The organism is Synechococcus sp. UW86, assembly GCF_900474085.1.
In the GTDB taxonomy this organism is placed as follows: Bacteria; Cyanobacteriota; Cyanobacteriia; order PCC-6307; family Cyanobiaceae; genus Parasynechococcus.
On record NZ_UCNU01000015.1, the window covers coordinates 47477 to 68097 of the forward strand.

Consider the following 20621-nt stretch of genomic DNA (forward strand, 5'->3'; position numbering starts at 1 on the left):
AGCTCATTCGTCAGAGAGCAGGCCCTCTTCCTGAAGACCCTCAACGGCTTCAGCATCGACCACCTGCTCTTCCTTCAGCTCATTGTCGGCGTCCGGACGGGTGAACGCGGCGAAATTGCTCGCCGAGGGGTCGATGTTGTGGCGGGTGCGGGTGGCCTCGAGGTCGGCGTCACTGGGGTCATCCAGCACCGCACTGGCGCTGGCCGCAGGGGGCATGTCGACGGTGTAGTCGGGACGCAGGTTCTGCATGCGGCGGTAGCCGGCTGGATCCTCCGAAAGGATGTCGGGGTGGGGGCCAGCCTCCTTCTGCAGCTCTTCTTCGAAGCCGCTGAAGCCGGTACCTGCAGGAATCAGGCGACCGATGATCACGTTCTCCTTGAGACCACGCAGCCAGTCGCTCTTGCCCTCGATGGCGGCTTCTGTGAGCACCCGGGTCGTCTCCTGGAAGGAGGCGGCGGAGATGAAGCTGTCGGTGTTGAGCGACGCCTTGGTGATACCCAGCAGCACCGGGGTGAACTCGGCGGGAGCGCCACCGGTGATCGCCATGGCCTGGTTGGTGTCTTCCACCTGACGCAGTTCGATCAGCTCACCCGGCAACAGGGTGGTGTCGCCGGCATCTTCGACCCGCACCTTGCTGGTCATCTGACGGACGATCACCTCGATGTGCTTGTCGTCAATCGAGACGCCCTGGGACTTGTAGACGTTCTGAACCTCAGTCACCAGACGGTGCTGCAGGTTGGCGATCGCCTCCTGGGCGGCCTCCATCAGAGGCTTGCGGCTGCGCAGATCTTCGAAGTAGCACTCGAGCAACTCGTGGGGGTTGATCGGGCCATCGGTCAGCAGTTCACCAGCGGTGACCTGCTGGCCATCGCTCACCATGATGTTGCGGCCGAGCAGGATCGGATATTCACCGATGGCGTCATCGGATTCGATCACGTTGACGGCGAGGGACTCGTCGTCTTCACCCTGCTTGATCTCAACGGTGCCAGGCTTCTTGCAGAGAATCGCGGATTCACGGGGGCGACGGGCCTCCAGCAATTCCTCGATTCGGGGCAGACCCTGAACAATGTCACCGGTCTTCTGGCGTTCGAACACCAGCAGGGCCAGGCCATCACCGCGCTGCACCAGATCTCCATCACGCACGTGCAGGACGGAGTCGGGCGAAACCATGTAGGGACGTCCCAGACGCAGGGTGACGCTGTTGCCGCTGACGGCCTCGATCTCACCACAGCAGGTGGCGGTTTCGCCGTCGGCAAGGGCATCGCCATCGACAATCCGCTGACCGACGCTCACCACCGGCTTGCCGGAGGTGCTCAGGGTGGTGGTGTCTTCGGGGCGTTCCACGATCATCCGACGCACCGGGTCGGCTTCCGTGGCTTCAGGCAACTGCGCCAGACCGGCCTGCTTGCAGAGGATCTGCGTGGTGGCGACGACATCGCCAGCCTTCACAGACACACCATCTTCGACCTGCAGCTCGGTGTGGGTTGAGCCGTGGCTGGAGTCGGACATGGTGTCGCGACGCACCAGGATCGACTCGAGGATCACAAGGCGCAGACGGGAAATAGTCTTGGCCCGCTTGTCGGGAGCCTTCTCCACATCCACCGTCATCTGCGGGGTGGTGTCGAAGGTCTCGAGCAGCAGCTGGGTCTTGAGCAGCTCCACACCTTCAACGGACTTGATCAGTTCGTTGTCCTTGAACGCCAGACGCTGGGTGGCCTTGATGCCGAGGTGAGGGCCATTGGCCTGCTTCACATGGGACAGCTCAGGCAGCTGGGCCTCGTTGGGAATGGTGTACTCCTCAACCGGACGCAGCAGCAGACCCTTGCCTTCGGGGGTCTCCACCGTCTGCACATACTTCATCGTGTCAACGGACAGCCCCTTGGCGATGTCTTCGCCGGGGTTGACCATCTGGCCATCACCCTCGAAACGCTCCAGTGCCTTGGCATCGGTGCAGAGGTGGAACTCACCACTGCGGACGATGATTTCGCGCAGGATGTCGTTCTTCTGGGTGACGGTGACGATGCCCGCGGTCTGGCTGAAGATGTCTTTGACAACTTCGGTGCCGGCCTCGATCCACTGACCGTCGGTGATCATCAACAGGGAGATGTCCTTGTTGATTTCGTGGGTCTCCTGGGGGATCCAAAGCAGGGTCCCGCCCTTGTTGACCTCGTAACCGTTCTTGGCGGAACGGGCCTTCTTGATCGCCAGACCAGGGGCAAACTTCACCAGACCACCAGTGCCGGTGCGGAAGCGGTCATCCGCCAGTTCAGCGATGACCTCACCGGAACCGATCTTGCTGCCGGGGATGGTGTTGAGGCGGTAACGGGTGCCGTCTTTGGCCTCGAGATTCCAGATCTCACCGGAGTGGGTGGACTCCTCCAGCAGTTTGAAGTCCTTGAGGGTCATCGCCGTGGTGACGATCTGCACCTCACGGGAATCACCGATGGAGTCGCGCAGGCGCACTTCACCGCCGTACTCACTCCGCTGGCTGGCTTCGGCCAGCACCTGACCCTCAGTGACCTGGGTCTCGCTACCGACCACGGGCTGAGCGTTGGGCGGCAGGTTGTAGACGTCGCCGGAAAGCACCCACATCCGGCCGAGACGCTGGGCCTTCAGGGTGATGTTGCCCTGGCGGTCGGTGACCTCACGGGGCTGGATCGCCTCCTCGTAACGCACCTGGCCAGCCAGGTCGCAGATCACATCCTTGGTGGCCTTCTCCACACTCTTCTTGACCGCACCAGCGGCGATCTGCGCCACCGTGACGTCGGCATCGATCTCAGCACCGTTGTCGACGAACAACAGGGAGCCGTTGGTGATCTCGATCTTCTGGGCCTTGCCCTTGCCGGACGGCTTGATCGTGAGGTTGAAATCAACCTCAGCCTGTTGGGCGTTCACACCGTGGGGGGTGCGGTAGGGACGCACCCGCGCCTTGCTGCCGAACTCGACGGTGCCCGCCACCTTGGAGCGGACCACACCGGTCTCAGCGGTGGACACACCACCGGTGTGGAAGGTCCGCATGGTGAGCTGGGTTCCAGGCTCACCGATCGACTGGGCCGCGATGATGCCGACGGCTTCACCCAGGTCGACCAGTTCGTTGTGGGCCAGCGCCCAGCCGTAGCACTTGCGGCAAACGGAACGGTTGGCTTCACAGGTGAGCGGCGAACGCACACTCACGGCCTTGACGCCAGCGGCCTCGAATGCCTTGGACAGCGGCGGATCGATTTCGGTGTCGCGCTCAGCCAGCACCTCGCCATCGGCATTCACCACCTGGGCGGCGGTCAGGCGACCCACAAGCCGGCTGCCGAATTTGCCGTCCTCAGCGTCCACCACGATGTGGCGGGTCGTGCCGCAGTCGTCCTCACGGACGATCACATCCTGGGCAACGTCCACCAGACGACGAGTGAGGTAACCGGAGTCGGCGGTGCGCAGCGCCGTATCCACCAGACCCTTCCGGGCGCCATAGGAGGAGATGACGTACTCGGTGACCGTCAGACCCTCACGGAAGTTGGTGCGGATCGGAAGGTCGATGATTTCACCCTGCGGGTTGGCCATCAGGCCGCGCATGCCCACCAGCTGACGCACCTGGGACATGTTTCCCCGGGCGCCGGAGTTGGCCATCATCCACACCGAGTTCAGCGGTGCGTTCTCGTCAAAGTTCTTTTTGACGGCATCCACCAGACGCTCGTTGGTCTCGGTCCAGGTGTCGATCACCTTGGTGTGACGCTCCACCTCGGTGATTTCACCGAGGCGATAGCGCTCCTCGGTAGCCGTGATCTGTTCCTCGGCCTGGCCCAGCAGATCCTTCTTCGCCTCGGGCACCTTGAGGTCGTCGACGGAGATCGACACAGCCGCCTGGGTGGCGTACTTGAAGCCGAGATCCTTGAGGTTGTCGGCCATCGCCGACGTCACCGCCGTGCCGTGGTTCTTGTAAGACCAAGCGACGAGCTGCTTGAGGGCCCGCTTATCGATGACCTGGTTGCGGAACGGCGGTGGGGTCTTCGAGAGCGGACGCGATGCGCTCACGGGAGCCTCTTTGGCGGCCTTGGAGGCCTTGCTGGATTTGGACTTGCGGGATTTCGAGGACGAGGTCATGGCTGCGCGCGGATCAGGAGTTAAGGAGGAAGGACGTCTGGCTTGATTCAGGCGGCGGCCACCGCGTCGATGATCGTGTGATTCATCACCACGCGGCCCACAGTGGTGAGGATGTAGCGGCTGATCAGGGCACCGTCTTCATCGAAACGGTCGCGGCGGTAGCTCCACTCTTCGATGCGGGTGCCATCGCTGAGGGATTCGCTCTTGCTGGGCGCATCCAGCTCTTCATCGTCCTGAACTTCACCGTTGAAGCGAACCCACACCCAGTCGTGCAGACCGATCCGGTTGTCTTCAAAGGCGTGGATGACATCCTCCAGACCCGCGAACGTGCAGCTGCGATCGCCGAAGTCGGGCTTGGAGACACCGGGTTGCAGCGCCGTCAGGTAGTAGGAGCCGAGCACCATGTCCTGAGACGGGGTAATGATCGGCTCACCGGTCGCAGGCGACAGGATGTTGTTGCTGGCCAGCATCAGCATGCGGGCCTCGGTCTGCGCCTCGATGGCCAGGGGCACGTGAACGGCCATCTGGTCACCGTCAAAGTCAGCGTTGAAGGCTGGGCAGACGAGGGGGTGCAGCTGAATGGCACGGCCATCGACCAGCTTGGGTTCGAAGGCCTGAATGCCGAGACGGTGCAGGGTTGGAGCACGGTTCAGCAGGATCGGGTGCCCGTCGATCACCTCTTGCAGCACCTGCATCACTTCATCGTCAGCCCGCTGAATCAGCTTCTTGGCCGCCTTGATGTTGTTGACGATGTTCTGGCGGATCAGGCGGTGAATCACGAAGGGCTGGAACAGCTCGATCGCCATCTCCTTGGGCAGACCGCACTGGTGCATCTTCAGCTTCGGACCCACCACGATCACGGAACGACCGGAGTAGTCGACCCGCTTACCCAGGAGGTTCTGACGGAAGCGGCCCTGCTTGCCTTCAATGATGTCGCTCAGTGATTTGAGCGGACGGTTGTTGGCACCCACGACGGTGCGACCGCGACGGCCGTTGTCGATCAGGGCGTCGACGGCCTCCTGCAGCATCCGCTTCTCGTTGCGGACGATGATTTCAGGGGCCAGGATTTCCTGGAGCCTCGCCAGACGGTTGTTGCGGTTGATCACCCGCCGGTAGAGATCGTTGAGATCGCTGGTGGCGAAGCGACCACCATCGAGCTGCACCATCGGGCGCAGGTCGGGCGGAATCACCGGGATCACATCCAGCACCATCCACTCGGGACGAGCGTTGGTGGCGATGAAGTTGTCGATCACGCGCAGACGCTTAATCAACTTGGCGCGCTTCTGACCCTTGCTGCCGTTGATCTCCTCACGCAGCTGCTCAGCCACTTCATCGAGGGTGAGGTCTTCCAGCAGTTGCTTGAGGGCCTCAGCACCGATGCCCACCACGGGCTCGTTCTCGATCTCGGAATCTTCGGCGTAGATCTCGTCTTCAATTTCCAGCCACTCGTCTTCCGTGAGCAGCTGCTTGTACTTCAGGTCCTTGTGGTCGCCGGGATCCAGCACCACATAGCAGTTGAAGTAAACGATCTGCTCCACATCCCGCAGGGGCATGTCCAGCAGGATGGCCACGTAGCTGGGGATCCCCTTCAGGTACCAGACGTGGGAGACGGGGGCCGCCAGCTTGATGAAGCCCATGCGGTGACGACGCACGCGGCTCTCGGTGACCTCCACACCGCAGCGTTCACAAACGATGCCCCGGTGACGCACCCGCTTGTACTTGCCGCAGTGGCATTCCCAGTCTTTGGACGGGCCAAAGATCTTTTCGCAGAACAGCCCGTCCATCTCGGGCTTAAGGGTGCGGTAGTTGATGGTCTCCGGCTTGGTGACCTCACCGACCACCTGGCCGTTGGGCAGGGTGCGCTGTCCCCACTCCATCACCCGATCGGGTGAGGCGAGGGTGATCTTGACGTAATCGAAGTGGTTCTCGGTGCGGAGGTTGCTGTTGGTCATTGACGGTTAAGGAAGAAGGAGCGGGGAATCGGTTCGTTCGTTGATCCGTCAGTCCTCGTCGTAATCCGCGACGCCGAGGGATTCGTAGGTGGGCCTGCTGGGGGTGCTGCGACGTGGGTTCACGTCCTGCATCAGATCCACTTCCTTGCCTTCGTCGGTGTAAACGGCGATATCCAGACCCAGGGACTGAAGCTCGCGCATCAGCACCTTGAAGGATTCCGGTGTACCCGGGCGGGGAATCGGCTTGCCCTTGACGATGGCGTTGAGGGCCTCGTTGCGGCCCTGCATGTCGTCGGACTTGACCGTGAGCAGTTCCTGCAGGGTGTATGCGGCGCCATAGGCCTCGAGGGCCCACACCTCCATCTCACCCAGACGCTGACCACCTTGCTGTGCCTTACCGCCCAGGGGCTGCTGGGTGACCAGGGAGTAGGGGCCGGTGGAACGGGCGTGAATCTTGTCGTCCACCAGGTGAACCAGCTTGAGGAAGTGGGAGTAACCCACGGCCACGGGCTGGTCGAAGGGCAGACCGGTGCGGCCATCCCTCAGCTGCAGCTTGCCGGGATCCTCAGGGTCGTACACCCAACCCTTGCCGGGCTGCTTGGCGGCTTCCTTGAGGAAGGTCTCGACAGTCTGCTGGGACTTCTCAGCACCGTGCATCTCATCGAAGGGAACGATGCGCACGCGGCAATCCAGGTTGGACGCTGCCCAACCCATCAACAGCTCGAACACCTGACCCACATTCATCCGGCTCGGCACACCCAGGGGGTTGAGCACGATGTCGACCGGGGTGCCGTCGGGCAGATAGGGCATGTCCTCCCGGGGAAGGATGCGGCTGATGATGCCCTTGTTGCCGTGGCGGCCAGCCATCTTGTCGCCGACCTGGATCTTGCGGCGCTGGGCCACATACACCCGCACCACCATGTTGGCGCCGGGGGGCAGCTCATCACCCTGTTCACGGGTGTAGATGCGCACATCCACAACGCGGCCACGCTCGGTGCCGGGCACCCGCAGGGAGTTGTCGCGCACGTCGCGCGCCTTCTCACCGAAGATCTCACGAAGCAGCTTCTCTTCCGGCGGCTGATCGGATTCACCCTTGGGCGTCACCTTGCCCACGAGGATGTCGCCGCTTTCAACGAAAGCACCCACGCGGATGATGCCCATCTCGTCGAGGTTGCCCAGGCTTTCCTCAGCGACGTTGGGAATTTCGCGGGTGATCTCTTCAGGTCCGAGCTTGGTCTGACGCGCTTCGATCTCGTACTTCTCGATGTGAACCGAGGTGTAGAGGTCGTCGGTGACCAGACGCTCGCTGACCAGCAGCGCGTCCTCGTAGTTGTAACCCTCCCAGGGCATGTAAGCGATCAGAACGTTCTGACCCAGGGCGATTTCACCGCCTTCACAGGCGGAACCATCCGCCATCACCTGGCCAACGATCACCGGATCGCCGCAGCGGACGATCGGGCGCTGGTTCAGGCAGGTGTCCTGGTTGGAGCGCTGATACTTCTGCAGGAAGTGGGTGTGGTCGTTGCCGTCCTCGTCCTGAACAACGATGGCGTTGGCATCCACATAGGTAACGGTGCCATTCACCCGGGAGATCGGCACCATGCCGGAGTCGCGGGCCACCTGGGTTTCCAGGCCGGTGCCCACCAGGGCACGCTCAGGACGCAGCAACGGCACAGCCTGACGCTGCATGTTGGAGCCCATCAGGGCGCGGTTGGCATCGTCGTGCTCCAGGAAGGGGATCAGGGACGTTGCCACGGAGATCACCTGCACCGGTGACAGAGCGACGTAGTCGACCTGCTCAGGGGGGACCTTCTCGAAGTCCTGGCGGTAACGCACAGGAATCAGATCCGCCGAGATCCGGCCGTCGTCCTCGGTGGCCACGTCACCAGGGGCGACGCGCACTTCGTCTTCCCGGTCGGCAGACAGGTAGATCGGATCGCCATCCTTCAGAACGACACCGTTCTCCACCTTCCAGAACGGCGTTTCGATGAAGCCGTACTCGTTGACCCGGGCGTGGGTGGCCAGGGAGTTGATCAGACCAGCGTTGGGGCCTTCCGGCGTCTCAATCGGGCAGAGACGGCCGTAGTGGGAGGGGTGAATGTCGCGGACGGCGAAGCCGGCACGCTCACGGGTCAGACCGCCGGGTCCAAGGGCCGAGATGCGGCGCTTGTGGGTGAGCTCAGCCAGAGGGTTGGTCTGGTCCATGAACTGGCTCAGCTGGCTGGAGCCGAAGAACTCCTTGATCGCCGCCACCAGGGGCTTGGGGTTCACCAACTGGGCCGGGGTCAGCGAATCGGTTTCGCCGACGGTCATCCGTTCCTTGATGATCCGCTCAAGACGGTTCAGTCCCACCCGAACCTGGTTCTGCAGGAGTTCGCCCACGGAACGCACGCGGCGGTTGCCGAGGTGATCGATGTCGTCGAGGCTGGCGCCGCCGACATCCAGTTCCAGGTTGATCAGGTAATCGAGCGTGGAGAGCACGTCCTCATGGGTGAGGGTGCGCACCGTGTCGGGGATGGTGAGGCGCAGCTTCTTGTTGATCTTGTATCGGCCGACCCGACCGAGGTCGTAGCGCTTGGGATCGAAGAAACGGGTCTGCAGCAGCTGCTGACCGCCACTCACTGAGGGGGGTTCACCCGGACGGAGTTTCTTGTAGAGCTCAAGCAGCGCTTGGTCTTCCGAACTGATGCCCTCGTCGTTGGCGGCATCAATCGACTTCTTGTAGAACTCGGGGTGACGCAGCTTGTCGAGCACGTCGTTGTCAGACAGACCCATGGCACGCATGAGCACGTGCGCGTTGATCTTGCGGGTCTTGTCCACACGAACGTGGAGCAAGTCGTTCTTATCGGTCTCAAACTTCAGCCAGGCACCCCGGTTGGGGATGACGCTGGCGTTGTAAGTGCGCCGGCCGTTCTTGTCCATTTCATCCTTGAAATAGACACCGGGGCTGCGCACGATCTGGTTCACGATCACGCGCTCAGCGCCGTTGATGATGAACGTGCCGCGCTCGGTCATCAGCGGCAGTTCGCCGATGAAGACCTCCTGCTCCTTGATCTCACCGGTCTCCTTGTTGACCAGGCGGCAGGTCACATACATCTGTGACGCGAAGGTCGCATCACGGCGCTTGGCCTCTTCCACATCGTGGCGGGGGCGCTTCAGGCGGTACTCGCTACCGATGAAGTGCAGCTCCAGCTTGCCGGTGTAATCCGTGATCGGAGAGAAGCTTTCCAGCTCCTCGATCAGACCTTGATCCAAAAACCACTTAAAGCTGGCCCGCTGCACCTCCACCAGATCAGGGAGGTAGGTGGCGGTCTTGGCGACCTGAATCGCGCTGCTGCTCATGCGGGGACCGGCAGAGAGGACGAAGGGACTGGGGAGGACTGGATTGGCGGCAGAAGCTCACCTGACAGGACGATTCGACACAGCAGCGGCACCGACGGTTTCCAGGACGGAACCGACAGCGCCGCTGCTGCTGTTCAGAAATCGCGGGTCAGATCAGCTGACGACGACAAGTGCACCGGAAGGAAATGGACGCTTCAGGCACCACACACAAGAAGGAATCCTGCGCATGGCCAGGCCAATACAACATCTTACATATGGACTCGACACCTTTGGAACTCCGGTTAAGGGAGTCCGAACAAACGCCGGGCGTTGGCGGTGCTGCTGCAGGCCACGCTGTCGAGATCCACGCCGCGCAGCTCAGCCACCCGCGTGGCAACGGAAGCCACGAAGGCCGGCTCATTGCGCTTGCCGCGGCGGGGCACAGGGGCCAGAAAAGGGCAGTCGGTTTCCACCAGGAAACGATGCTCCGGCACCTGACGGGCGCAGTCGTGGGTGGGCTCCGCCTTGGGGAAGGTGACGGTGCCGCTGAAGCTGATGTAGAAACCGAGCTCCAGGAACTGATGCATTTCATCGGGGGTACCGCCCCAGCAATGCATCACCCCTCCGGGGCAACGGCCCTGCGCCTTGCGGGCCCGCAGTTCCTCCAGCATCGGCTCGGCGGCATCCCGGCAGTGAATGATCACCGGCAGGTTCAACTCAACCGCCAGGTCCAATTGAGGGCGCAGCACAGCAAGCTGCTCCTCGAGATTCTTGTCTCGGAAGAGATCGAGGCCGAGTTCGCCGATGGCGACCACCCGATCATCCTCCAGAGCTGCCCGGCGCAGCACCGCCACCGTGTCATCCCGCCAATGCTCGGTGTCCAGTGGATGGACGCCGACGGAATAACGCATCTCCGGGAATCGATCCGCCAGGGCGCGGATCGCCGGTATTTCGGAGGGTTCAACGCAGGCATGCAGCAGTGCACCAACCCCAGCCTCACGCCAGCGTGAGGCCACCTCATCGAGGTCGTCGTCAAAGTTGCGGAAGACGATGTGACAGTGGCTGTCAATCAACGTCGGGGTGGGGGACACAGCTGGGCCGAAACGCGCTTTCGGCCCATTCTGCCGGTTGAAACCGAATCAGCTGGCGGGCTCGAGCACCTTGCGCACGGCCGCACTGAGGCGGGACTTCTGATTGGCACCGTTGTTGCGGTGCAGCACACCCACCTTCACGGCCTTGTCGATCTTGCTGAAGGCGGCACGCATGGAGGTCTGCACGCTGGCCTTGGCTTCATCACCAGGGGTTGCGCTGTAGGCGTCACAGGCGGCGAAGCAGCGCTTCATCAGGGTGCGCATCGACGACTTGTAGGTGCGGTTGCGCAGACGGTTGCGCTCAGCAATCTCAATCCGCTTCTTGGCTGACTTGTTATTGGCCACTGAGGCTTCAACGTTGCGAACAATCCAGCACCTTACTCCTTGACAGGACCCCCTTCCCTGGGTTGTGGAGTCCTAACTTGACCGAACTCTCCCACTGTTCCTTTGTCTGTGAGCCAGCCGGCCGTTGCTCCCCTTCGCATCGTGCGGGATCTGGACCGGGCCCAGACGGAGCTGAAACGGTTGTCGAGCCGCACCACACAAACCCAGCAGGGTGAAGCCCGTGAGCGGGTTGAAGCCATTCTCACAGCGGTGCGCGACCGCGGTGATGCCGCCATTGCCGACTTCACCGAACGGTTCGATGGCTTCCGGCCCGAACCCATGGCGGTGTCCCCCGAGGCCCTCGAACAGGCCTGGACGTCGCTGCCGACCAACCTGCGGGATGCCCTGGAACTGGCCCATCGCCGCATCACCGACTTCCACCAACGCCAACGTCCCGCCGATCTGGCAGTGACGGGCCCCCACGGCGAACAGCTTGGGCGGCGCTGGCGGCCGGTGGAGCGGGCGGGTCTCTACGTGCCCGGAGGACGGGCGGCTTACCCCAGCACCGTGCTGATGAATGCGGTGCCAGCCCGGGTCGCCGGCGTCAAAGACGTGGTGATCTGTTCCCCCGCCGGACGTGATGGTGCGGTGAACCCCGTGGTGCTGGCAGCGGCCCACCTGGCCGGCGTGAAAACGGTGTTCCGCCTCGGAGGTGCCCAGGCTGTTGCCGCCATGGCCTACGGCAGCGAGAGCGTGCCCAAGGTGGACGTGATCAGTGGCCCCGGAAACCTCTACGTCACCCTGGCGAAACAGGCGGTGTACGGCCAGGTGGCCATCGATTCCCTGGCGGGACCAAGCGAAGTGCTGGTGATCGCAGACCACTCCGCCAAGCCCGATCAGGTGGCAGCGGATCTGTTGGCACAGGCGGAGCACGACCCCCTGGCGGCGGCGGTGCTGATCACCACCGACCCTGCACTGGCCGACGGAATCAACGCCGCAGTGGCCGAACAGCTGGCCGATCACCCCCGCCAGGAGATCTGCGAAGCCGCGCTGCGGGACTGGGGACTGGTGGTGGTCTGCGACGACCTCGAGAGCTGTGCCCGCCTCAGCGACAGCTTCGCTCCCGAACATCTGGAGCTGCTGGTGGAGCGGCCCGAACCCCTGGCGGATCGCCTTCAGAACGCCGGAGCAATTTTCCTAGGCCCCTGGTCCCCAGAAGCGGTGGGGGATTACCTGGCAGGCCCGAACCACACGCTGCCCACCTGTGGAGCCGCGCGTTTCAGCGGGGCCCTCAGTGTTGAGACCTTCATGCGCCACACCTCGCTGATCGGTTTCAACCGGGCTGCCCTGGAAGCAACGGGTTCAGCTGTGCAGGAGCTGGCCACCAGTGAAGGCCTGCACAGCCACGCTGAATCGGTGCGACGGCGCCTCAGCTGAGGCGCTTCTCCAGGCTGCGGACACCCGCCACACCATCGGTGATCTCACCGACCAACACCTCATCGGTGATGTTGACGAACAGGCCGTTCTCCAGCACACCGGGAATGTTGTTGATCGTCTGCTCCAGGGCCACTGGATCGCTGATGCCGCCGTCGAGCTTGGCGTCCAGCACCAGGTTGCCCTGATCGGTAACCACAGGGCCGGCCTTGCGCTGGGCCATGCGCAGCTCAGCGCTGCCCCCGAGTGCTTCCAGCTGCTGCTTCACTTGGCGCCAGGCCCCGGGGAGCACTTCCACCGGCAACAGAAAACCGAGGTTGAGACGGTCCACCAGTTTGGTGGAGTCCACCACCACCACAAACCGATCCGCCCGTGCCGCCACGAGTTTCTCCTGCACGTGGCAGGCGCCACCACCCTTGATCAATTGGAAGCCAGGGTCGACTTCGTCGGCACCATCGATGGCCAGATCAATCCGGCTGACAGCGTTGAGACTGAGCAGGGGAATGTTGAGCTCAGCGGCCAGCACCTCTCCTTGGAAGGACGTGGTGACACCGACGATGTCTTTGAGTTCTCCGCTGGCGAACTTGGCCCCCAGGCCCTGAATCATCAGAGCGGCGGTGGAGCCTGATCCCAGGCCCAGCACCATGCCGTCCTTGATCTGTTCCACGGCGGCATCAGCCACCGCCTGCTTCATCTGGGTCTGTAGATCAGCCATCGGGTCACGTCCTTTGGGCGCGACCGTAGCAAGGGGTTTCAGGCCATCCCAGGCAGGGGCTCCGGTTTGACGGACAGGGTGAGCTCGCGGCCGGCCCGCAGCACTTTCAGAGGCAGGGGAACATCGATGGCGGCGGCATCCACCACCTCGAGCAGCACCTGAGGATCCGCAATGTCGCGCTCATCCACCGTGATCAGCAGATCGCCGCGGCGCAGTCCTGCTTTTTCGGCCGGGCCATCGGGCAGCACGGCTTGCACCAGGGCACCGCTGCGTTCCGGCAGCTGCACAAGGGCATTGGGGTCCTTGTTGTGCTCGCGCGCGATGCGCGGTGTGAGCGCCACCAGTTGCAGACCGATGTAGGGGTGCACCACTTCACCCTGCTTCTGGAGCTGATCAGCCACCCGGCGGGCCAGGTTGATCGGAATGGCAAAACCGAGGCCGGCCCCAGGACCCGATCGCACCAGGGTGTTGATGCCAATCACCTGGCCATCGCCATTCACCAACGGTCCGCCGGAATTACCGGGGTTAATGGCGGCGTCGGTCTGAATCAGTTCCAGCCGTTTGTCGGCAAAGCCAAGGCTGTTGATGTTGCGGTGCAAGCTGCTGACGATGCCCAGGGTCACGGTGCGTTCCAATCCGAACGGAGTGCCGAGGGCGATCGCCCAATCGCCCACCTGCATGGCTTCCGAATCACCCAGAGGAGCCCGTGGCGGCAGTTGATCGCCCTCGAGACGCACCAGGGCCAGGTCTGTCACCGCATCGGTTCCCACCACCCGTCCATCCCGCTGTTCCCCGTCGGCCAGGGTGACACTGACGGACTCCACCCGATCCACCACATGGGCATTGGTGAGTACAAGGCCCTTGGCATCGATCACAACACCGGAGCCTTGACCCCGTTCTCGCTCCGGACCTGCCGGAGGGTCCCCCAGCAGGTCCCGCAACAGGGGGTCAAGCAGCGTGGGGTCAAACGGCTGACGTTCCACGGTGCGCTCGGTGTCGATCCGAACCACCGCTGGAGCCACCCGCTGAACGGCATCGGCCACAAAGCTGTGCTCCAGGGCCTGCGCTGAGGCACCTTCACCGACCACGACCGCTACGGCCATCAGAACGGACAGGAGTTGACGCAGGACGTACCGCAACACACGACCTCTAATTCCCTTCTTTTTATCGGATCCAGCCCGAGAAACGGGCCCTGGTCTAAATCGATCGCAATCTCAGGACCTCTATTGCGATGCGCGGTCGAGCTTGGACATTCCAGCTCACAAATCAGCAAACGCAGTTAACGCATGCGTGCACTTCTGGCTCCAGCGGCAGCTTTGATTGCCCTGGCTGGCCCGATTGCCCTCACCCCTCAAGCCTCCGCGGAGAGCACAACGCTCAAGGCAGTGATCTTTGAGGAGGTCAAGCAGCTCTATCACAAAACGGATACCGGCTACGAAGGCCTCGGGGTTGACGTTCTTGAACAGATCCGGATCCAGGCCAAGCGCCGCAAGGTGGACTACCGGGTGGCCAAGTCGGTGAACGACGGCATCGGCGCCAATAAGGATCCACAGGCCACTGGATTCAGTTACCGCATTTCCGTTCAGGGCTGCCACTGATCGCACAACGGCTCTTGAATCCACTGCTTAGGGTCAGGCCGTTTTGTGAGCTTCACTCTTGAGCGAATCCGCCGCTTCACAACGCTGTGAGCTCTGCCAGGTCGTGATCGAAGACCGCCCTGGCCTTTCCGATGTGGTGACATTCAGCAATGGCCCCAAGGGCAGCCGCAGCAAACTGTGGAGCCGCGTCTGCCAGTACGTGACCGATCCGGAGCGTCGACGCCTCTGCATCAATCAGGATTCCGACGGGCGCGGCGCTGAACAGCCGGGCGACGCCTTTCCCGATGCACCGGCCATCGATCTGGGGAACAGCTGACGGCGGGCAGACGGTCCCGTACATTGAAGGTGTGTCCGACGGGCATCTCCCTGCGGGAGATCGGTCACAACTGAAATGCACGTCGGGCCGACGTCCGCCCTCAGTTCGCGTTGCCTCATCCTCTGCTTCCGGATCTCGAAACGCTGGTCACCGATGTGGCCGCCAGCAAAGGCTTTGCCCTTTGCGGCATTCAGCTGCTCACCCACATGAGCCCGATAACCCTGGAAGTGCAGATCCGCCACAGCAATGGAGCGGATGTGAGCCTTGATGACTGCGCCGGTTTCAGTGGCGTGCTGGGGGATGCCCTTGAGGCCTCCACCCTGCTCACTGACGCGTATGTTCTGGAGATCAGCAGTCCCGGCATCGGCGACCAGCTGTCCAGCGATCGCGACTTTGAAACCTTCCGTGGGTTCCCCGTGGAGGTTCATCACCGCGACAAGGACGACAGCAAGCAACGCCTGGAGGGCCTCTTGCTCGAACGCGACGCCGACACGCTGCAGGTCAACATTCGCGGACGAATCAAACGGATTCCCCGGGATTGCGTGATCGGTGTCCGACTCACGAGTCCAGGCAGCTGAACCCAGCGTTCACACCCCTGCAACCGCTCCTTTCTTTTCCCCTAACCCAACGCGATGGCTCTCGTCCTGCTTCCCGGTCTCAGCAACCTGATCGACGACATCAGCGAAGAGAAGAAGCTGCCGCCCCAGGTGGTGGAGGCGGCCCTGCGGGAGGCCCTGCTGAAGGGCTATGAGCGCTACCGGCGCACCCTGTACATCGGCATCAGCGAAGACCCCTTTGATGAGGATTACTTCAGCAACTTCGACGTTGGCCTCGACCTTGAGGAGGAGGGCTACCGAGTTCTCGCTAGCAAAATCATTGTTGATGAGGTGGAGAGCGAAGACCACCAGATCGCGATCGCCGAGGTAATGCAGGTGGCCGATGACGCCCAGGTGGGCGACACGGTGGTGCTGGATGTCACCCCAGAGAAAGAGGACTTCGGCCGGATGGCCGCCGCCACCACCAAGCAGGTGCTGGCCCAGAAGCTGCGGGATCAGCAGCGCCGCATGATCCAGGAGGAATTCGCTGATCTGGAGGATCCGGTGCTGACGGCCCGGGTGATCCGCTTCGAGCGCCAGTCGGTGATCATGGCGGTCAGCTCAGGCCTGGGCCGTCCGGAAGTGGAGGCTGAACTCCCCCGGCGCGATCAACTGCCCAACGACAACTACCGCGCCAACGCCACCTTCAAGGTGTTCTTGAAAGAGGTGAGCGAGGTGCCCCGCCGGGGACCGCAGCTGTTCGTCAGCCGCTCCAATGCCGGTTTGGTGGTCTACCTGTTCGAGAACGAAGTTCCCGAAATTCAGGAAGGATCCGTTCGGATCGTGGCCGTGGCCCGTGAGGCCAATCCCCCCTCCCGTTCCGTGGGCCCCCGTACCAAGGTGGCCGTCGACAGCATCGAACGCGAGGTGGATCCCGTCGGCGCCTGCATCGGCGCCCGCGGCTCCCGCATTCAGCAGGTGGTGAACGAACTGCGTGGAGAAAAAATCGACGTGATCCGCTGGTCGCAGGATCCGGGCCAGTACATCGCCAACTCCCTCAGCCCCGCTCGGGTGGAAATGGTGCGCCTGGTGGATCCCGTGGGCCAGCACGCCCATGTGCTGGTGCCCCCCGATCAGCTGAGCCTGGCCATCGGCCGCGAAGGCCAGAACGTTCGTTTGGCCGCCCGACTCACCGGCTGGAAGATCGACATCAAGAACTCCACCGAATACGACCAAGAGGCAGAGGATGCCGTGGTGGCAGAGCTGATCTCCCAGCGGGAGGAGGAGGAAGCCCTCCAGCAGCAAGCCGAAGAACGACTTGCCGCCGAACAGGCCGCTCGGGCGGAAGAGGATGCACGCCTGCGGGAGCTGTATCCGCTGCCCGAAGACGAAGAGGAGTACGGCGAGGAGCAGGCCGAGCAGGAGTTCTCTGAGGAGGAGCCCGCTGAGGCGGAAGCCGGCAACGAAACCGAGTTCGAGGCCGAGGCTGAAAACACGGACGCAGCGGCTGAGGCCGATGCCGAGCCCGATCAGGAGCAGGTCCGGTGAGTGACCGCCCCGTCCTGCGTCGCTGCGTGGCCTGCCGCCAGCTCTTGGATCGCCGCCAACTCTGGAGGGTGATCCGCGACCATCAGGACGGAGTTCTCCTCGATAAGGGGATGGGCCGTTCGGCCTATCTCTGCCGCGAGGAGAACTGCCTTGAGGAGGCGACCCGTCGCAAGCGTCTGCAGAAAGCCCTGCGTTGTCAGGTGCCCGAAACAGTGCTTGCGGTGTTGAAACAGCGGCTTAACCAAAGCGTTGGTGAATCCGCTGAGGCAGACTGAACATTGGCCCCACCTTGTGCGAGGCCACCGCGGCATTCCATGCCCGGACCGATCGGAGACCCGAACTGAATGACCAGCAGCGGCAAAGTCAGAATTTACGAGCTGTCCAAGGACCTCGGCCTTGAGAACAAGGACGTGCTGGATGCGGCTGAAAAGCTGTCGATCGCTGCGAAGAGCCACAGCAGCTCGATCAGTGACGCTGAAGCCGGAAAGATCCGTTCGCTCCTCGGCAAAGGCGGGAATGGTGCGAAACCCGCTGCCGCGGCCCCTGCCAAGCCCGCACCTGGCAAGGCCATCCTCTCGGTGAAGAAAGCGGCCCCCGCCGCGCCAAGCAAGCCCGCCCCAGCGGTGAGCAAACCGGTGGCCAAGCCCGTGGTCGCCAAACCCGTGGCGGCTGCCAAACCGCAGGCGGCCCCGAAGCCTCCCGCAGCGGCCACGCCCAAACCGGTGATCAGCAAGCCAGCGGCTGCACCGTTGAAAGCGTCAGCAGCACCAGCGCGGCCCGCCGCTCCTCAGACCCCCCCCGCAGCTCCGGCGAGGCCGACGGCGGCAAAGCCTGTACCACGACCTGCCGCGGCCAAGCCGCAGGTTGTCAGCAAGCCGGCTGCAGGCAAACCGGAACTGGTAAGCAAACCCAAGGCTGCTGCCAAACCCACAGCACCCACGCCGCGACCCACACCGGCGCGGCCGGCGCCGCGACCTGCAGGGGCTGGAAGTCCAGCACGACCTACCCCTGGCCAGGGTCAGCCGAAGCCACAGATCATCCGCGCAGGCGCTCCATCTCGGCCCGGTGCGCCCACCCGTGCCGGTGCTCCCGCAAAGCCCGGTGCACCCTCACGGCCCACCCCCAGGCCTGAACTGGTGGGCAAACCCGTGCCCCGCCGTCCGGCAGGCACCGGCGTTCCTCAACGCCAGGGAAGTCCAAGCCGTCCAGGAGCCCCAACCCGACAGGGTCGCCCCGGCATGCCTCCCCGCAGCGGCAACACCCTGGAACTGGTCGGCAAGCCGATTCGTCGCGACGGCAGCAGCACAGGTAGCGGTCGTCCTGGTGCGCCCACCCGTCCGGGAGCGCCTGGACGTCCGGGCATGCCAGCTGGAATGCGCAAACCGGTGGCTCCCGGTGAGCTCATGCAGCTGCAGAAGCCTGTCGGCCGGCCAGCAGCACCTGCACCCCGCCGTCCGGATGCACCCACCAAAGCCGGTGCAGGTGCAGGAACGGCCACCCCGCCCGTGGCGCGCCCGAATGCCCCCTCGGCGCCCCGCCGTCCCAGCTTCCGTCCGGGTGGCCCTGGTGGCCAGAGGCGGCCTGGCCGTCCCGACTGGGATGACAGCGCACGGCTCGATGCTCTGCGCAGCCGCTCGCCGCAGAAGCAGCGCCAGAAGGTGCACATCATCGGTGAAAACGATGATTCCCTGACGGCACAGACCGGCGGCTTCGCCGGCGAACAGGAGAACATGGTTCTCTCGGCGAGCCTGGCTCGTCCCGCCAAGCCCAAGTCGCAGCAGCGCACCGCACCCAAGCCGGTGGCGGCGATGCGCAAACGCAAGAAGGAAACCGCCCGTCAGCGTCAGCGCCGGCGTGCCATGGAGCTGCGGGCAGCCCGGGAAGCCAAGCAGGTGCGTCCCGAAATGATCGTGGTGCCGGAGGACAACCTCACGGTGCAGGAACTGGCGGACATGCTGAGCGTCGAAAGCTCAGAGATCATCAAATCCCTGTTCTTCAAAGGGATAATCGCCACGGTCACCCAGACCCTGGACATGCCCACGATCGAGGCCGTTGCCGACGAATTCGATGTGCCTGTGCTGCAGGACGACGTGGAGGAGGCGGCCAAGAAGACCGTCGAAATGATCGAAGAGGCCGACAAGGCTCACCTGATCAGACGTCCGCCCGTGGTCACCGTCATGGGCCACGTCGACCACGGCAAAACCAGCCTGCTGGATGCCATTCGTCAGGCCCGCGTCGCTGCGGGTGAGGCCGGCGGCATCACCCAGCACATCGGCGCGTACCAGGTTGAGATCGAGCACAACAACGAGCAGCGCAAGCTCACATTCCTGGACACTCCGGGCCACGAAGCCTTCACGGCCATGCGAGCCCGCGGCACCAAGGTCACCGACGTGGCTGTGCTGGTGGTAGCCGCTGATGACGGCGTCCGCCCCCAGACCCTGGAAGCCATCAGCCACGCCCGGGCCGCTGAAGTGCCGATCGTGGTAGCGATCAACAAGATCGACAAGGAAGGTTCATCGCCCGAGCGGGTGAAGCAGGAGCTGTCTGAGCAAAACCTGCTGGCGGAAGACTGGGGCGGCGATGTGGTGATGGTGCCGGTGAGCGCCATCAAGGGCGAAAACATCGACAAGCTGCTGGAGATGCTGCTGCTGGTCACCGAAGTGGAAGACCTGCAGGCCAACCCGGATCGTCTGGCCCGCGGCACCGTGATCGAGGCTCACCTCGACAAAGCCAAAGGCCCCGTGGCCACGCTGCTGGTGCAGAACGGCACCCTCAAGACCGGCGACGTCGTCGCCGCTGGTCCGGTGCTGGGCAAAGTGCGCGCCATGGTGGATGACAACCGCCAACGCCTCAAGGAAGCGGGCCCCTCCTTTGCTGTGGAGGCCCTGGGCTTCAGCGAGGTGCCCACCGCCGGTGATGAGTTCGAGGTGTACCCCGACGAGAAATCGGCCCGGGCCGTGGTGGGCGATCGCGCCTCCGATGCCCGCGCCACCCGTCTTGCTCAGCAGATGGCGTCACGACGCGTCTCGCTCACGGCCATGTCCGGCCAGGCCAATGACGGTGAGCTGAAGGAACTCAACCTGATTCTCAAGGCCGACGTTCAAGGCTCTGTGGAAGCCATCCTCGGATCGCTCGAGCAGCTGCCCAAGGATGAGGTGCAGGTGCGGGTGCTGCTGTCGGCACCTGGCGAGATCACCGAAACCGACGTCGACCTGGCCGCCGCCTCCGGCGCGGTGATCGTGGGCTTCAACACCTCCATGGCATCCGGCGCCAAGAAAGCGGCGGATGCCACCGGGGTGGATGTGCGCGACTACGACGTGATCTACAAGCTGCTGGAAGACATCCAGTTGGCAATGGAAGGCCTGCTGGAGCCGGAACTGGTGGAAGAAGCCCTGGGCGAAGCCGAGGTGCGCGCCGTCTTCACCATCGGCAAGAGCGCCGTGGCCGGCTGTTATGTCACCACCGGCAAGCTGCATCGCAACTGCCGGGTGCGGGTGCACCGCGGAAAACAGGTGGTCTACGAGGGCGACCTCGACTCCCTGCGTCGCAACAAGGACGACGTCAAGGAAGTGGCCACGGGCTTCGAATGCGGTGTCGGCACCGATCGGTTCGCCAACTGGGAAGAAGGCGATCGCATTGAAGCCTTCAAGATGGTCACCCAACGCCGCAAACTCACCACCTGACCCCGCAAGCG

At 63.4% G+C, this 20621-nt stretch carries 14 protein-coding genes; 7 read left to right on the top strand and 7 right to left on the bottom strand.

Annotation, left to right across the window (positions count from 1 at the left end):
- Window positions 1–3: 3 nt before the first annotated feature.
- The 5 genes from DXY04_RS07525 to rpsT form a co-directional block, all read right to left on the bottom strand.
- A complete protein-coding gene (locus DXY04_RS07525; RefSeq protein ID WP_115161606.1) occupies window positions 4–4092 on the bottom strand; it encodes a DNA-directed RNA polymerase subunit beta' in 4089 nt (1362 codons plus the stop codon).
- Window positions 4093–4139: 47 nt separating this feature from the next.
- Entirely contained in the window at window positions 4140–6044 is a 1905-nt protein-coding gene (locus DXY04_RS07530) for a DNA-directed RNA polymerase subunit gamma (protein WP_115080893.1), read from the bottom strand.
- Between the two features lie 48 nt (window positions 6045–6092).
- Window positions 6093–9386, bottom strand: coding sequence for a DNA-directed RNA polymerase subunit beta (gene rpoB / locus DXY04_RS07535; RefSeq protein ID WP_115161607.1), 3294 nt, complete (start codon window positions 9384–9386; stop codon window positions 6093–6095).
- Between the two features lie 281 nt (window positions 9387–9667).
- Window positions 9668–10456: a TatD family hydrolase gene (locus DXY04_RS07540; protein WP_115161608.1), complete on the bottom strand. Its 789-nt coding sequence runs from the start codon at window positions 10454–10456 to the stop codon at window positions 9668–9670.
- Window positions 10457–10504: 48 nt separating this feature from the next.
- A complete protein-coding gene (gene rpsT / locus DXY04_RS07545) occupies window positions 10505–10801 on the bottom strand; it encodes a 30S ribosomal protein S20 (protein ID WP_011365018.1) in 297 nt (98 codons plus the stop codon).
- A gap of 108 nt (window positions 10802–10909) precedes the next feature.
- Here rpsT and hisD point away from each other — a divergent pair, with 108 nt between their 5' ends.
- Window positions 10910–12217 carry a histidinol dehydrogenase gene (gene hisD, locus DXY04_RS07550; RefSeq protein WP_115161609.1) on the top strand — a complete coding sequence of 436 codons (1308 nt, stop codon included), beginning with the start codon at window positions 10910–10912 and terminating at the stop codon, window positions 12215–12217.
- On the opposite strand, the gene rpiA is transcribed toward hisD, so the two are convergent.
- Entirely contained in the window at window positions 12210–12929 is a 720-nt protein-coding gene (rpiA, locus tag DXY04_RS07555; protein WP_115161610.1) for a ribose-5-phosphate isomerase RpiA, read from the bottom strand. The two genes, hisD and rpiA, sit on opposite strands and share 8 nt — an antisense overlap.
- A gap of 38 nt (window positions 12930–12967) precedes the next feature.
- Window positions 12968–14032: a trypsin-like peptidase domain-containing protein gene (locus DXY04_RS07560; protein WP_115161691.1), complete on the bottom strand. Its 1065-nt coding sequence runs from the start codon at window positions 14030–14032 to the stop codon at window positions 12968–12970.
- 183 nt (window positions 14033–14215) lie between these two features.
- On the opposite strand from DXY04_RS07560, the gene DXY04_RS07565 reads away from it, so the two are divergent.
- The 6 genes from DXY04_RS07565 to infB all read left to right on the top strand — a co-directional run bounded on the left by DXY04_RS07565 (window position 14216) and on the right by infB (window position 20610).
- Window positions 14216–14527: a hypothetical protein gene (locus DXY04_RS07565; RefSeq protein WP_115161611.1), complete on the top strand. Its 312-nt coding sequence runs from the start codon at window positions 14216–14218 to the stop codon at window positions 14525–14527.
- Window positions 14528–14585: 58 nt separating this feature from the next.
- Window positions 14586–14843 carry a hypothetical protein gene (locus DXY04_RS07570; protein ID WP_115161612.1) on the top strand — a complete coding sequence of 86 codons (258 nt, stop codon included), beginning with the start codon at window positions 14586–14588 and terminating at the stop codon, window positions 14841–14843.
- Window positions 14844–14953: 110 nt separating this feature from the next.
- Window positions 14954–15421 (top strand): ribosome maturation factor RimP, encoded by a 468-nt coding sequence (gene rimP / locus DXY04_RS07575; RefSeq protein ID WP_115161613.1) that lies wholly within the window; start codon window positions 14954–14956, stop codon window positions 15419–15421.
- Window positions 15422–15475: 54 nt separating this feature from the next.
- Window positions 15476–16927, top strand: coding sequence for a transcription termination factor NusA (gene nusA, locus DXY04_RS07580; protein WP_115161614.1), 1452 nt, complete (start codon window positions 15476–15478; stop codon window positions 16925–16927).
- Window positions 16924–17202, top strand: a complete 279-nt coding sequence (locus tag DXY04_RS07585) for a YlxR family protein (protein WP_114989435.1) — start codon at window positions 16924–16926, stop codon at window positions 17200–17202. Before nusA ends, DXY04_RS07585 begins: the two co-directional genes overlap by 4 nt.
- 69 nt (window positions 17203–17271) lie before the next feature.
- Entirely contained in the window at window positions 17272–20610 is a 3339-nt protein-coding gene (gene infB / locus DXY04_RS07590; protein WP_115161615.1) for a translation initiation factor IF-2, read from the top strand.
- Window positions 20611–20621 lie beyond the last annotated feature (11 nt).